General features: G+C 61.2%; 12 protein-coding genes. 7 read left to right on the top strand and 5 right to left on the bottom strand.

Annotated elements, in window-relative coordinates:
- The first annotated feature begins 90 nt into the window (after nt 1-90).
- The 6 genes from CBB63_RS02575 to CBB63_RS02600 all read left to right on the top strand — a co-directional run bounded on the left by CBB63_RS02575 (nt 91) and on the right by CBB63_RS02600 (nt 4,933).
- Nucleotides 91-1,020, top strand: coding sequence for an AEC family transporter (locus CBB63_RS02575; RefSeq protein WP_286698030.1), 930 nt, complete (start codon nt 91-93; stop codon nt 1,018-1,020).
- Nucleotides 1,021-1,121: 101 nt separating this feature from the next.
- Nucleotides 1,122-1,955: an S-formylglutathione hydrolase gene (gene fghA / locus CBB63_RS02580; protein WP_286698031.1), complete on the top strand. Its 834-nt coding sequence runs from the start codon at nt 1,122-1,124 to the stop codon at nt 1,953-1,955.
- 9 nt (nt 1,956-1,964) lie between these two features.
- Nucleotides 1,965-2,414 (top strand): YaiI/YqxD family protein, encoded by a 450-nt coding sequence (locus CBB63_RS02585; protein WP_286698032.1) that lies wholly within the window; start codon nt 1,965-1,967, stop codon nt 2,412-2,414.
- 49 nt (nt 2,415-2,463) lie between these two features.
- A complete protein-coding gene (locus CBB63_RS02590) occupies nt 2,464-3,084 on the top strand; it encodes an HAD family hydrolase (RefSeq protein ID WP_286698033.1) in 621 nt (206 codons plus the stop codon).
- Nucleotides 3,081-4,001: an ornithine cyclodeaminase family protein gene (locus CBB63_RS02595; protein ID WP_286698034.1), complete on the top strand. Its 921-nt coding sequence runs from the start codon at nt 3,081-3,083 to the stop codon at nt 3,999-4,001. The genes CBB63_RS02590 and CBB63_RS02595 overlap by 4 nt, the downstream gene beginning before the upstream one ends.
- Before the next feature lie 68 nt (nt 4,002-4,069).
- A complete protein-coding gene (locus CBB63_RS02600; RefSeq protein WP_502695847.1) occupies nt 4,070-4,933 on the top strand; it encodes an alpha/beta fold hydrolase in 864 nt (287 codons plus the stop codon).
- Here CBB63_RS02600 and CBB63_RS02605 read toward each other — a convergent pair.
- Nucleotides 4,930-6,171, bottom strand: coding sequence for an MFS transporter (locus tag CBB63_RS02605; RefSeq protein ID WP_009825556.1), 1,242 nt, complete (start codon nt 6,169-6,171; stop codon nt 4,930-4,932). The two genes, CBB63_RS02600 and CBB63_RS02605, sit on opposite strands and share 4 nt — an antisense overlap.
- Nucleotides 6,172-6,295: 124 nt before the next feature.
- Between CBB63_RS02605 and zapE the strand changes: the two genes are divergently transcribed.
- The gene (gene zapE / locus CBB63_RS02610) at nt 6,296-7,354 is read left to right on the top strand and encodes a cell division protein ZapE (RefSeq protein ID WP_074636470.1); all 1,059 of its coding nucleotides are present in this window, start codon (nt 6,296-6,298) and stop codon (nt 7,352-7,354) included.
- 735 nt (nt 7,355-8,089) lie between these two features.
- On the opposite strand, the gene CBB63_RS02620 is transcribed toward zapE, so the two are convergent.
- From CBB63_RS02620 to CBB63_RS02635, 4 genes are all read right to left on the bottom strand, one after another.
- Nucleotides 8,090-9,364: a bifunctional folylpolyglutamate synthase/dihydrofolate synthase gene (locus tag CBB63_RS02620; protein ID WP_286698037.1), complete on the bottom strand. Its 1,275-nt coding sequence runs from the start codon at nt 9,362-9,364 to the stop codon at nt 8,090-8,092.
- Nucleotides 9,361-10,326 carry an acetyl-CoA carboxylase, carboxyltransferase subunit beta gene (gene accD / locus CBB63_RS02625; protein WP_286698038.1) on the bottom strand — a complete coding sequence of 322 codons (966 nt, stop codon included), beginning with the start codon at nt 10,324-10,326 and terminating at the stop codon, nt 9,361-9,363. The genes CBB63_RS02620 and accD overlap by 4 nt, the downstream gene beginning before the upstream one ends.
- Before the next feature lie 58 nt (nt 10,327-10,384).
- Nucleotides 10,385-11,275, bottom strand: a complete 891-nt coding sequence (locus CBB63_RS02630) for a CPBP family intramembrane glutamic endopeptidase (RefSeq protein ID WP_286698039.1) — start codon at nt 11,273-11,275, stop codon at nt 10,385-10,387.
- Nucleotides 11,272-14,373 (bottom strand): ABC transporter transmembrane domain-containing protein, encoded by a 3,102-nt coding sequence (locus CBB63_RS02635; RefSeq protein ID WP_286698040.1) that lies wholly within the window; start codon nt 14,371-14,373, stop codon nt 11,272-11,274. Before CBB63_RS02635 ends, CBB63_RS02630 begins: the two co-directional genes overlap by 4 nt.
- Nucleotides 14,374-14,509 lie beyond the last annotated feature (136 nt).

A 14,509-nucleotide genomic window follows, 5' to 3' on the forward strand; every position in this document is an offset into this window, starting at 1 on the left:
ATGCAGCCCCCCCACCCCAAAGCCTGTGTATTTGCGTCACAGCACTGTTGCCCCGTTGCACGAAGCACAGGCAGCCGCTACCAATTTCACATGCTGGCGATCTTTCTCAAGACACTTCCCTTTTTCGCGCTGATCGGCTTGGGCTATTGGGCCGGGCGCACGCGGTTCTTCACNGCAGAGGCCACGGCCTATCTGACCAAATTCGTCTTCTANTTCGCCCTCTCTGCCATGCTGTTCCGCTTTTCCGCCAACCTNTCNTTGGCCGAGGTNTGGGACAGCCGCCTNGTCGCGGCCTATCTATGGGGCACNGGCTTTGTCTATGGCATCGCAACGCTGACAGGCTTTCTGCGCCGCCTCGATGTCCCCGCCACCGCGATGGAGGCCCAATGNGCNGTGATCGGCAANACCGGCTTCCTCGGCGTGCCCATGCTGACCCTGCTGCTCGGGGCAGAGGCAATCGGCCCCGTCGTGCTGGCCCTGGCGGTGGATCTGATCGTGTTTTCCAGCCTCATCGTGATCCTGATCACCGGNGCGCGCGATGGTCAGCTGAGCCTGCGCGCNNTGCGCACGATTTCCGTGGGGCTGGTGAAAAACCCGATGATCGTCGCCATGACCCTTGGCTTTATCTGGTCCGGCCTTCAGATCCCGATCCCTGATCCGATGAACGAATTTCTNGCCATCCTCGGCGGNGCCGCGACNCCCGGCGCGCTTTTTGCCATCGGGGCGTCGCTGGCGACGAAATCGGCGGAGAAGCTGCATGTCGCGGGCTGGCTGTCGTTTTGCAAACTCGTGCTGCATCCGGCCTTTGTNGNNTTTGCCGCGCTGTGGNTGTTCAACGTCGATCCGTATAAGGCGGGCGTGATCATCGCCACCGCCGCGCTGCCGGTCGCGGGCAATGTCTATATGCTGGCCCAACATTATAACGTCGGACCGCAACGGGTGTCTGCCGCAATCCTTGTCTCGACACTGCTCAGCATCCTCAGCGTCAGCCTTGTCATCGCGTGGGTCACCGCGCTTTAGCCTTCACCCTTTCGCAAATACTCAGCCAGCGCAGCGTCCTGCCCTTGCCGCGCAGACCGAGGGCCGATAGCCATAGACCAACCAGACACAGGAGACGCCCGATGAAAACGATTTCCGAAAACGCCAGCTTCCGAGGCACCCAAGGCGTCTATTCCCACCGTTCCACCGCCTGCAACTGCGACATGACCTTTGCGCTGTTCCTGCCCGAAGAGGCGCAGCAGGGCCCGGTGCCCTTGATGTGGTTCCTGTCGGGGCTGACCTGCACCCATGAAAACGCGATGACCAAAGCGGGGGCGCAGGCATGGGCCGCGGAACACGGNATCGCGGTGGTCTTTCCCGACACCTCCCCCCGCGGNGAGGATGTGGCCGACGACGACGCTTATGATCTGGGCAAGGGCGCGGGCTTCTATGTGAACGCCACCCAAGACCCNTGGGCACCGCATTTCCAGATGTGGGACTATATCGCCGACGANCTGCCGGCGCTGCTGGNTGAAAACTTCGCNCTGGANATGGACCGGCAGGCGATCTGCGGCCACTCCATGGGCGGGCACGGGGCGCTGACGCTGGCGATGAACCTGCCGGGGCGCTTTACCTCGGTCTCGGCTTTCGCGCCGATTGCGCATCCAACCAGCAGTGACTGGGGCCGCAAACANCTGGCAGCCTATCTGGGCAGTGACGAGACNACCTGGGCCAAACATGACGCGACGCTTTTGATGGCGGAACGCGGCTTTGACGGGCCGATCCTCATTGATCAGGGCACNGATGACCAATTCCTTGANCTGCTGAAACCCGAAGCANTGGCCGANGCGATNGCGAAAGCCCGCCAGAACGCCACATTGCGNATGCAGCCGGGCTATGATCACAGCTATTTCTTNATCTCGACCTTCATGGAAGACCACATCGCCTTCCACGCCGATGCGCTTTATGCNCGATAGGGCNCGGCGATGACGGTGCTTTATATCGACGCGGACGCCTGCCCCGTGAAGGCAGAGGCGGAACGCGTCGCCACCCGCCACAAGGTGCGGATGTTTGTGGTGTCCAACGGCGGGCTGCGNCCCTCGCAGAACCCGCTGGTCGAAACCGTGATTGTCCCNGANGGCCCCGACATCGCCGACATCTGGATCGCCGAACGCTGCGGCCCCGGTGACGTCGTGGTGACCGGCGACATTCCNCTTGCCGCNCGCTGCGTCGAAGCCGGCGCGCGGGTGCTGAAACACAANGGNGAAGCNCTGACCGCAGCCAATATTGGCAATGTGCTGGCNACGCGTGATTTGATGGCCGACCTGCGTGCCGCGGACCCGTTTCGCCAGGGCGGCGGCAAAGGGTTTACAAAGGCCGACCGCTCCCGTTTTCTGGACGCGCTAGAACGCGAGCTTCGCGCGGCACAACGATAGGGCAAGGGCGGCGCAGGTGCCCCCANCGACCCGGCAAAAGGAAGAGCACATGAAACCAGCGGCAGTCGTCTTTGACATCGGNAATGTGCTGATCGAATGGCAGCCCGAACGGTTCTATGACTCCGTNATCGGAGAGGACCGCCGCCGCGCCATGTTCGCCGAGGTGGACCTGCACGGCATGAACGANCTTGTCGATAGCGGCCAGCATTTCACCGACACGATCTATGCCGCCGCCGAAGCCAACCCCGCCTGGCGCGATGAGATCCGCATGTGGCATGATCGCTGGATCGAAATGGCCGCCCCCGTGATCCCCCGCTCTCTCAGGCTGAAAGAGGCGCTGCAGGCCAAGGGCGTGCCGGTGTTTTCACTGACCAATTTCGGCATCCAATCCTATGATCATGCGGCAGAACACTACCCTTTCCTGCGCGCCTTTGATCGCGATTTCATCTCGGGTCATATGGGTATGATCAAACCCGACCCCGCGATCTATGCAGCGCTCGAGGAAGGATCGGGCCTGTCCGGCGACGCGCTTTTGTTCACCGACGACCGTATCGACAATATCAACGCCGCCAACGCCCGCGGCTGGCAGACCCATCATTTCACCGGGCCGGACGGCTGGGCTGACAGGCTCGTCGCTGCGGGGCTGTTGACCGAAGCAGAGGCCGCATGACCCAGTTCGACATCATCCCCTTCGACGCCGGCGATGCGCTGCTGGACTGGATCGGCCTGACCGACGCACTGGCCGAGGGGCACAACCTGCCGCGCGCCGAAATCGCGGATACGTTTTTGTATCGGGGCAAGGACACCTTGCTGAACCGCGCCGCATGGATCGACGGGTTGGGTTTGGCGGTGAAATCCGCCACCATCTTTCCCGACAACCCCGCCAAAGGGGCACCGATGGTGAACGGCGGCGTGTCGCTTTACGCGGATGATCACGGCGCGCTCGAGGCTTTGGTAGATTTTCACCTCGTGACCAAATGGAAAACCGCCGGTGACAGCCTGCTCGCCGCGCGCAGGCTTGCCCGCCCTGACAGCCGCAAAATCCTGATCGTCGGCGCGGGCACCCAAGGGCGCGGGCTTCACGCTGCCTACCGGGCGGCGTTTCCCGATGCCGAATTCACGGTGTGGAACCGATCCGCCCCCAATGCTCAGGCGATGGCACGTGATATCGACGGGCTGCGCGTTGCCGATGATCTTGAGGCCGCGGTGCGCGACGCGGACATCATCACCAGCGCCACCATGTCGACCGAACCGCTGATCAAGGGCGCGTGGCTGCAACCCGGCCAGCACCTTGACCTGATCGGTGCCTACCGCCCCGACATGCGCGAGGTGGATGATACGGCGCTGACCCGTGCCCGGGTCTTTGTCGACAGCCTCGACACCACGGTTGAACATATCGGTGAGCTGAAGATTCCGATGGCCCAAGGTGTGCTGAGCGCAAGTGACATCGTCGCGGATTACTATGATCTTGGCGCGTTCACCCGCCAGTCAGAGGATGACATCACCCTGTTCAAAAACGGCGGCGGCGCACATCTCGACCTGATGACCAGCCGCTATATCCTTGACCGGTGGCGCGCTCACAGATGATCTGGTTTCTTCTCATTGCGGCTCTGGTCATCGCAATTCCGCTTGTGATCGAACGCAACCGTGCCGAAATGGAGGACGCGGACCGCGGCAGCGCCCTTGGCCAATTCGCAGAGCTGCCCGACGGCGTGACCCATTACGCGTGGACCGGCCCCGCTCAAGGCCCTGTCGTCGTTTGCATCCACGGGCTGACCACCCCCAGCATTGTCTGGCGCGCGGTCGCCCGCGGGTTGGCGTCGATGGGGTACCGGACTCTGACCTATGACCTTTACGGGCGCGGCTATTCTGACCGTCCGTCTGGCCCGCAAGATCGCCAGTTCTTTATCAAACAGCTGCAAGACCTGCTGGAAGATCAGGATGTTACCGGCAGCTTNACCCTGNTGGGNTATTCCATGGGCGGCTCNATCGCGACGTGNTTTGCCGCCGCTTTCCCCGAACGTGTCGAACGGCTGATCCTGCTGGCGCCCGCTGGGATGGGGCTGGCACCGAACAAGCTGGTGGACTTTATGGCCAAAACCCCGCTGGTCGGCGATTGGCTGATGCTGGCGCTGTTCCCGCCGACCTTCCGGCGCGGCATCAGGGCCGAACGTGACATCCCCGTACAGGTCCGCCACATCCACGACCATCAGGCCGAACAGCTNGACTANAAGCACTATGTTCCTGCGGTGCTGGCCAGCCGTCGCGGTATTCTGGCGGATGTGCTGCGGGACGAACACCGCGCGATCCGGACGCATGATATCCCTGTGCTGGCGCTTTGGGGGCAGGATGATCAGGTGATCCCCGCGTCAGCCATCGGCAGCCTTGCCGAATGGAACCGCGCCGCCGAACACGAGGTGATCAAAGGCGCNGGCCACGGCCTGCCCTATACCCATGCGCCCCAGATCATTGCAGCGATCAAGGCACATATCGACACGGCGGATAAGGCGACAGATTAACTCGTCACCAGCCCGGGCAACCGCTTCTCGCGGATGGGCAAATGGATCAGCGCGCTAAACGCGCCCACGGCCACACCGATCCACCACACGGCGGTGTAATCGCCGTAAGCGTCATACATCCGCCCGCCCAGCCAGACCCCCATAAAGCTGCCCAACTGATGGCTGAAAAACACGATCCCATANAGCGTGCCCATATAGCGCAGCCCATAGATATGCGCGACCAGCCCGCTGGTCAGCGGCACCGTCGCCAACCACAATGCCCCCATCCCGATGGAGAACAGGATGACCGACACCGGCGTGATCGGCAGTAGGATAAACAACGCCGCAATCACGGTACGTCCGGTATAGATCGCAGCCAGCAGGTACTTTTTGGAATAGCGTTTGCCCGCCCACCCCGCCAACAATGTTCCGGCGATATTGGCCAGACCGATCAGGGAAATCGCCACCGCACCCAGGGCAGAGGTTGTTGTGATCCCGATGTTATGCAGCACGCCACCCGCAAGGATCGGACCGCAAAGTTCGGTCACGAAGGCAGGAAAATGCGCGGTGATAAAGGCCAGCTGATAGCCGCAGGAAAAGAAGCCGATAAAGATGAAGGTAAATGTCGGGTCGCGCAGCGCCTTGCCCAGGATTTGCGACAGGCTTTCCTCCAGCTCGGCCTTGCTGGCCATCGCGGGGGCGCGCATCAACGGCAGCGTCAACAACATCGCCATGATCGCGCCCGCAAAGACAAGGAAGGTCGCCTGCCAGCTGAGGAACCCCAGCAACCATTCCGCCACTGGCGCACCAAAGACCTGACCCGCGCTGCCCGCCGCCGTGGCAATGGCCAGCGACATGGACCGGTTCTCGGCCGTTGAGGCGCGGCCCACCACGGCCAAAATCACGCCAAAGCCCGTTCCCGCGATCCCGAAACCCACCAACCACGCATAGGTTTGGTGTTCAATCGGTGACACCGAATTGGCCGACAGCACCAGCCCCACGGCATAGACCACGGACCCGATGATAATGGCGCGGCGGTCTCCGATCTTCTCGGCCATCGCGCCAAAGATCGGTTGACCGATGCCCCAGGCGAGGTTCTGGATCGCGATCGCCAGCGAGAATTCGGAGCGCAGCCAGCCGAACTCTTCCGCGATGGGGATCTGAAAGACGCCAAAAGAGGCACGCACGGCAAAGCTGACCATGATGATCAGACACCCGACGATCAGCACCGGTGTGAAGATTGACGTATTTTTCTCCATGATGACCCCCGAAGCACGTGGCGCCACCGTAGCTTTGAAACCGGGGCCGTCAATTTCAAAACTGCGCGCATATCGGCCTGCGGGGGTTCTTCCCAAAGCCTGTGGCACATAGTAAGCCAAAGGCATGACCGATTTACGCACCATTTACGATAACCGCGTTGCCGACGGCAGCCTGTCGCCGGACCCCGCGCAAGAGGCCGTACTGCCAGAGCTTGACCGCATTCGCAGCGCCTTGATGGCCCCGCAGAAAAAGGGCTTTTTCAAGCGCGCGCCCGAGCCACCGCAGGGGCTGTATCTTTGGGGTGGTGTGGGTCGCGGCAAGTCGATGCTGATGGATATGTTCGCGGCAAATATGGGCGATGTGCCAACGCGGCGGGTGCATTTCCACGCGTTCATGCAGGAAATTCACAGCGCGATGCATGAGGCGCGGAAAACAGGCGTCGACGATGCGATTGCGCCAGTCGCAGCCGAGGTCGCGAATAGCGTGAAGCTGCTGGCCTTTGACGAGATGCAGATCACCGACATCACCGACGCCATGATCGTTGGCCGGCTTTTTGAGGCACTTTTCGCCGCTGGTGTGGTGGTGGTGACAACGTCGAACCGGATACCGGATGACCTCTATAAAGACGGTCTGAACCGCCAGATATTCCTGCCCTTCATCGAATTGATCAAAGAGAAGATGAAGGTGATGGAGCTTGCCAGCCCGCGCGACTACCGACAGGACCGATTGGCGGGTACGAAATCCTATTTCACCCCCGTCAACCCAGAGAGCCGTGCCGCGATGAATGCCGTCTGGGATGATCTGGCTGGCGGCCCGGGGGAGGAGCTGATCCTGCGGGTGAAGGGGCGCGATGTCGTCGTGCCGGAGTTTCGCAACGGTGTCGCCCGCGCCAAGTTCCACGCGCTTTGTGGTCGACCCCTAGGGGCGGCAGATTATTTGACATTGGCAGAGGCCGTGCGCGTGCTGATGCTGGACGATATCCCCAGTCTTGGCCGGTCAAACTTCAATGAAGCCAAACGCTTTGTGACCCTGATCGACGCGTTATACGAGGCTAAGGTGAGGCTGATCTGCTCNGCCGCGGCCGAACCCGAAATGCTATATCTGGAGGGGGAAGGCACCTTCGAGTTCGAGCGTACGGCATCGCGTTTGCGCGAAATGCAGGGGGAAGGCTGGGGCGCTTAATTGCGCCGCCGCCCCGGGGCGTACCCATCCCGCTGNAGATCGACTGCAGCCAGATAGAGTGGCGCGGCCTGATCGTGGTAAAATGCGACGGACTGGCGGATCTGCCGCCCGTCGCGAGCATGATCTTGANCGCCGTCAGTCTGGCGGGCGGCCAAAGCCTTGCGTTCNGCGACAACAACCGCCGTCAGCAAACCTGCCGTATCCAGCGCACCAGAGGCTGTCGTAAGCGCCGGTGGTACTTTGAAATCGCCTTTGGCCGCCGCGCTGTTCAGCAAAGTATCAATATAGCTGTCCGACCGTTCCGTGCTGATCGCCCAGATCAGGTAGGATTCAAGCACTTGGCCGCGTTTGCTATCATCGAACGATTGGACGATCGCGCTGACGGCATCGCCCACGTCAAAGGAAGCGTCTTTGTGCATCTTGTTGAGCAGCGTCGCAGGCGACAGCGGCACAAAGGCTGGCCCACCGGAGGCCAGATACGCCACCTGTCCATTGGCATAGCCCTGCGCGGNGTCGTGGCCCCCGGAAGATCGCCANTGATCGACGATAAAGGTCACACCGACAAAGATTGCGAGCAGACGGAGATGGCCGAACACCATCCTGCGCAGCGCAAGGAAATTCTGATACGTATTGGTCATTGCATTGGTCCCCCCAAAGGCAAAAATGTTACCCTCGGACCTTAGGACGCAAATTCCCTACAAATCGTAAATATAGCCAATTCTAATTGTTAAAAGGCTATCCGTTTTCCCGCAAAATTGCNCCTGCCAGATAGAGCGANCCGCAGATCAATACCCGCGCGTGGGGCACCTTCGCGACAATGGTTGCAAGCGCTTCGGCGACGCNAGGTGCCTCTTGCGCGGTCAGGCCGACGTCGATCGCTGCGCGCGCGGTTTCGGTGGCCGGCAACGTTGCTGCTTCGCCGGGGATCGAGACGGCGAACAATTGTTCTGCATGNCCGGCCAGNGGGCGCAGATAGCCGCCGATATCCTTGGTNTTCAACATGCCACAGATCAGGAATGTGGGGCGGGCGGGCATGTCTNCTAGCACCGCCGCGATGGCGTCGCCCGCAGCAGGGTTATGCCCGCCGTCCAGCCATAATTCTGCCTGCGGCGCTGCGTCGATCAGCGGCCCGTGACGCAGACGTTGCATTCGGGCGGGCCATTCGGCGCGGGTCACAGCGGCCTCGCANGCTTGCGCGGAGGCCCCCAATTGNCGCANTGCCGCCAAAGCCGCACCGGCGTTGGAAATCTGGTGCGCGCCCANCAGGTTAGGCTTGGGCAGGTCCAGCAAACCCGTGTCATCCTGANAGACCATNCGTCCCGCTTCGGGGGCCACATGCCACTGCTGACCATAGGCAAAAACGGGGGCGTGGTGGCGTGCCGCCTGCGTCTCTATCACCTCGAGCGCGGCATCTTGTTGCGGGCCGACGANGCAGGGCACGCGACGTTTGATGATGCCGGCTTTTTCACCCGCAATCTCCGGCAGGGTCGTGCCCAGAAACTGTTGGTGATCAATCGACACCGGCGTGATGACGGTCAATGCGGGCTGGTCGATCACATTGGTNGCGTCCAGACGCCCGCCAAGGCCGACCTCAAGCAGGGTATANTCCGCCGGNGTACGGGCAAAGGCCANNAGCGCNGCGCAGGTCGTGATCTCGAAATAAGTGATGCTCTCGCCGTTGTTGGCGGCGNAACATTCATCCAGCATCTCGGTCAGCGCGGCTTCGGAAATCAGCTCTCCGGCAAGGCGGATGCGTTCGTGAAAGCGCGCCAGATGGGGNGAGGTATAGGCGTGGACGCGGTGGCCATCCGCCTCAAGCCCCGCACGGATCATCGCCTGTGTCGATCCTTTACCATTGGTNCCNGCAATATGGATCACNGGNGGCAGGTCGTTCTGGGGGTTGCCCAAAGCGTCCAGCAGCCGCCACATGCGATCCAGCGTCAGGTCGATAATCTTGGGATGCAGCGCCATCATACGCGCCAGCACTGCATCCGATGTNTTCTGCGTCATTTCGCCTTGGGTTCCGCCGCTTCGGCTTTGGGGGCCGCATCGGGTTCTGGCGTCAGCGCATGGGCAATATCGCCGCCTTCGGTNGGCGCAGGCAGATCGCCGCGCACCGCGGGNGGCAGCTTCATCAGCATCCGCGTGATNTCGATCAACTCGTCCCGCATCTGGGTGCGNGGNGTNACGCGGTCCAGCATGCCGTGGTCCAGCAGATATTCGGCGCGCTGGAAGCCTTCGGGCAGNTTNTCGCGAATGGTCTGTTCAATCACACGTGGNCCGGCAAAGCAGATCAGCGCATTGGGTTCCGCAATCTGGACATCNCCCAGCATCGCATAGCTCGCCGTGACACCNCCGGTCGTGGGGTGGGTCAGAACGACGATATAGGGCAGCCCCGCTTCTTTCAGCATCTGCACGGCGATGGTGGTGCGCGGCATCTGCATCAGGCTCAGGATGCCTTCTTGCATACGCGCNCCNCCGGCNGCGGAGAAGAGNACCAGCGGGCATTTCAGCTTAACCGCTTTTTCAGCNGCGGCGATGATGGCGTTGCCGACATACATGCCCATGGACCCGGCCATAAACGAGAAGTCCTGACCTGCCGCGACGATCGGCGTGCGGCCGATTTCNCCNGTNGCGACCAGCATCGCTTCGGCTTCGCCCGTTTGTTTCTGGGCGGCCTTCAGACGGTCGGGGNATTTCTTNTGATCGCGNAANTGCAAAGGGTCCGGNGTCGGCGCGGGGACTTTGACNTCGGTAAAGATGCCGCCGTCGAACAGCGCCTTGAAGCGTTCACGCGGGGTAATCGCCATGTGGTGACCACAGCTGGTGCAGACGTTCAGGTTGTCCGACACCTCGCGGTGGAACAGCATGGTGCCGCATTCTTCGCATTTCGTCCACAGATTGTCCGGCGTCTCGCGACGCGAGAAGATGGAGTTNATCCGAGGACGGACGTAGTTGTTGATCCAGTTCATGNTGAACCTTTGCTTCCAGTTTCGCCTTCCAAATAAGCTGACGCGCAGTAAATTGCAATCAACGGCGGATCGCCANCCGTGCGGCAAGCCAGCTGACCAGCATCAGCGCGAAATCGACGGGCAACCACGCGCGCAACGCGTCAACATCATNCATCCCGAAGGGGGTCAGATACAGCGCCAAACCCGATAGGTCATCGGGCAGAGAGGTGATGACGATNGCCGCGACATTATTGCANAAATGCACTGCAATGGCTGGCCCCAGCGACCCTGCCCGCGCGGTCAGATCGGCCATCAACATCCCGAAGACACCGGCCCAAAGTGCTATGACCAGCGCATTTTCGCCGGCTTGATCGGGAAGATAGTGCCCAAGCGCGAAAATCACGGCCGGCAGCACCATCCACACCAGCGGAGAGGTGAACCGTGCCGCCAGCTGCTGCTGGACATAACCGCGAAAGACGATCTCTTCGGCGCNGACCTGTACCAGCACCCCGAGCAGCGAAAACGGCAGCAGCATCAGCCATGTGCCAAGCGCGAGGTTGGGCACATAGGGCGCGCCAAGGTTCCACGGTGGCAGCAAATAGGTCACCGCACCAAGCAGCACCAGCATCTTGAGCACGGCCCAGAACTGCGGCACCACNAGCCCCGACGGGCCGATCAGGCCTCGCACGGGACGTTTGTGGATCACCCGTGTCACCACGGCCACGCCGANGATCATCANCCCGAAGCTGCCAAGCAGCAGGAACATCGCCATCGGCGTCTTGCCTGACAGCAAGCTGTCATAAAACCCGTCCGCACGCGNCCCCATCAGGTTGAACAGGGTGGTGAACATCAGGTTGTTGAGCAGCAGGTAGATCGCGGTTGCCGCAAGAAANCCNANGATCAGCCGCCACAGCGCCGCCGAGGGGATCGCAGGGGCGACAAAGGCTTTGTGGGCAGCGTATCGGGTCACGCGGGGTCATCTCCTACGGGCGGGGGCAAGGCTTCGTCTTCGCGCGGAATATCCACCCGTGCCGCACGAAGCAAGTCGGCGGCGTTGGTCAGATGGCTTGATACCGTGCGTAGAAGGCTCAGCAGGATCACACGGTCNTTTTCAACCACCGACTTGAATTGATCCGCGCCGATCCGAAGGAAACGGCTGTCTTCGAGGGCGACAAAATCCATCTGNCGCGNCTCGTTCACGATGACCGNAAGGTCACCGATCAACCGCCCCTTTTCGACGGTCGAGACGTGATGCGCCAACCCTTCGGGGTCGCGCCAGCTCAGCTCTCCCTTCCCTGACAGACAGAGGTAGACCGCATCTGGACGTTGGTNTTGAGCAAAGACCATTTCCCCCTGTGCGACGGTGTACCACTGCGCCGCAAAGGCCAGCAGGCGCTGGTTGCGCGGGTCGAGGTTGCCGAACAAGTCGTTGCGCGCGATGATCCGCAGCTTGCGTCGCAAATCGTCCGAGATGCTGTCGTCCTGACTGGGGATATCAACCTGCGCCANNCCGTCAATGCGCCCGCCACGGATCTTGATGTACATGTCGAAATCGTCAGGATTGGCAAAGGAGCTATCCATGTAAATCTGGGTCGTTTCGGGCAGCAGTTCGCTGACCTTGTCGCGCAACCGTTGCAAGCTTTCCGCGTCATGCCCCGCAAGCGACTGGTTCAGGATCAGGATATCGGGTCGTTTCATCGCCGCGCGGCTGAATCCGGCGCGTCCCTGAAACATCATCGCGATATTTGACCCGCCGATGCTGACCGGCAGATCAAAGACGTTGAGCGCGACATCCTGTTGCAGCCCGTGTTTCTTGAACACGTCCGACACCACATCCAGAACCAGATCCGCCTGAAGCCCCGCCACGGCGGAAATCCGGCCATACAACACGTTTTCGAGTATCGTCAGACGCGGCAGATACTGGTCAGGTGTGATCGGCACGAACATATCCCGCGCCCGTTCGCGCATCTCGGCCCCCTGCTGCTTACGGATTTTCAGGATCTCGTCCTTGAAGGTCGCAGGGAAAGCCGGGCCGATCTGTTCGGCCGTGAAGGCAAAGGGCACGGTAAGCAGCAACGAGAATTCATCCTCGCTCAGCGCTTCATCCCCTTTGGCGCGACGCCGCAGCGCGATATCGACCAGTTGTTCGTACAGTTCTTCCTCGATGCCGAGCGCGGTGAACAGCGGGTGGTCGGTGCCATCACGTCCAAAGGTCTGGTGCAACGTTTCTACGAGCGTCTGTGAAATCGCGATGCCCTGCTCGGCCAGCCCCTGTTCGATGATCATCGCCAGAAAGCTGCGTTCAAGCGCCAGACCCGCCTGCGAGATGCTGCGGATGGGCGCGGCGAACATCAGGTTCCCCCCAAGCGGCAGCGCCGGGTTGAACCGATCTGGGTCAAAGCGGTGCACCACCTTGTCCAGCCCTTGCTCTTTCAGCCGCTCGTGCACCTCGTCGCGCAGGGCAACCACGCGGGCCGCAAGCTCGGGGTGTTTTTCGGGGTCCATGCGATCGGCGGCCATGCGACGGAACATCATGTCCTGTGTGCCAACGGCGCCGGCCAGCTCATACCACCAGTCGTTGATGTCCTCGCGGGTGCTCAGATCGGCGAGCCCGGGGTCCAGCCAATCCGCCTTGGTGCTGTCCAGACTATTGCCCGACCGCTTTGTCTCGATCGCGGCGCGGTCGGTTTTCTTGGGGTCCCAGAGGACGGTTTTCGGGCTCGACCGCAGGGGCATCAGCAGATTGTCCCCGACGGTGCCCTGAAACAGATAGGGGTGCGCATCGGAATAGCCGATCCGCGCCGCAAGCACGGCCTGATGCAGCTCTGCCAGATTATGCCCCGCCATCGTGATCCGCCCGCGGCTCGGCACGGCCTCGCGCACCAAAAGCTCTGCCAGCGCGTTGCGTTCGGATTGGTTGGGCATCTCAAGCGCGACGCGCGCGCCTTTGGGTATTTCGAGGTTCAGATCATCCAGGATCGTATTCCCGTCCGGCGTGCGCAAAGACACATGTTCCAGCACAATTGGGCCGCGCAGGTGCGGGACGTCTTCGGGCTCGCCTTCGAACAGGCGCGCGTCGATCTCGCCGCGCGGGGCGAAACGTTCAATGACCACATCCCACCGCAGCGACATGTCCTGCGTCTGGTTGTAATAGGTCAGCAGTTCCTTCCACGGGCTCGACAAATCCTTGTAGGCGGCCAAGGCCGCGACCAGCGCGCCCACCGTGATCTGCCCCTTGATCGCAAGATACCCCCCCACGGCATAGAAAAAGAACGGTGTCAGCTGGGTGATGAAGTTGTTGAGAAACTTCATGAAGAATTTCTTCTGATAGATCTGGAAGCGGACCTCGAACAGCTGGCCCAGCCGGTCGGTGAACAGCGCCAGACGGTAACGCCAGCCGCCGTTGGTGCGCAGATCGGTGATACCGGCGGCGGTCTCGCCGATTTCCGACGACAGGTGCCGCACTTCCTTGATCCGCTGTTTGTTCAGCAGGTTGATCTGCCGCTGCAGCATCGGGATGAGATACGCCTGCAACGGGATCAATGCGACGCCCGCCAACCCGAACCACGGGGATTGCAGGAANAGGAACAGCAGGATGATCAGCATCTGCCCCGCCTGGAACACAGGTTGGGCGACCGCATCGCCCATCAACCCGCCCATCGGCTCTGCCTCCGAGGTGACCATCGACACCAGCTCGCCCTGACTGGTGTTTTCGAAATAGCTGCGCGGAAAACGCATCATCCGCGCGATCAACTGATAGCGGAAGCGACGCAGTAGCCGCTCTGCCAGCACCCCCTTCATCGTGTTCAAACGCATCTTCATCAGGCCGTGGATCAGCACCGAGAAAAGATAGGCAAAACACAGCACCATCAGGAACTGCACCTGACTGAACGACATCCCGAAAACGTCGATCACATCGGTCTCTGCCCCAATGGCATCGTTGATGATGCGCTTGGGCAGTTCGAGGGTGATGTAGAGGATCGGGAAGGTAATCAGCGTGAGGACAAGCAAAACCAGTTGGTCACGACGGGAGTATTTCCAAATAAAGGAAAAAATCGAATGCTCCATGCAGGGTCGCTTTCGCTAGGGGCGGCACAGAGCCAAGGATTATTTAACACCTAAGCCCACAGCCCGCGCTGTTCAACTGGTGGCTTGAGCCTTGCAGCGACAGGGCTGGGTGGCTATTCCGGTGTAAACGTCCACT

Source organism: Sulfitobacter sp. TMED3 (assembly GCF_002167505.1).
In the GTDB taxonomy this organism is placed as follows: domain Bacteria; phylum Pseudomonadota; class Alphaproteobacteria; order Rhodobacterales; family Rhodobacteraceae; genus Sulfitobacter; species Sulfitobacter pontiacus.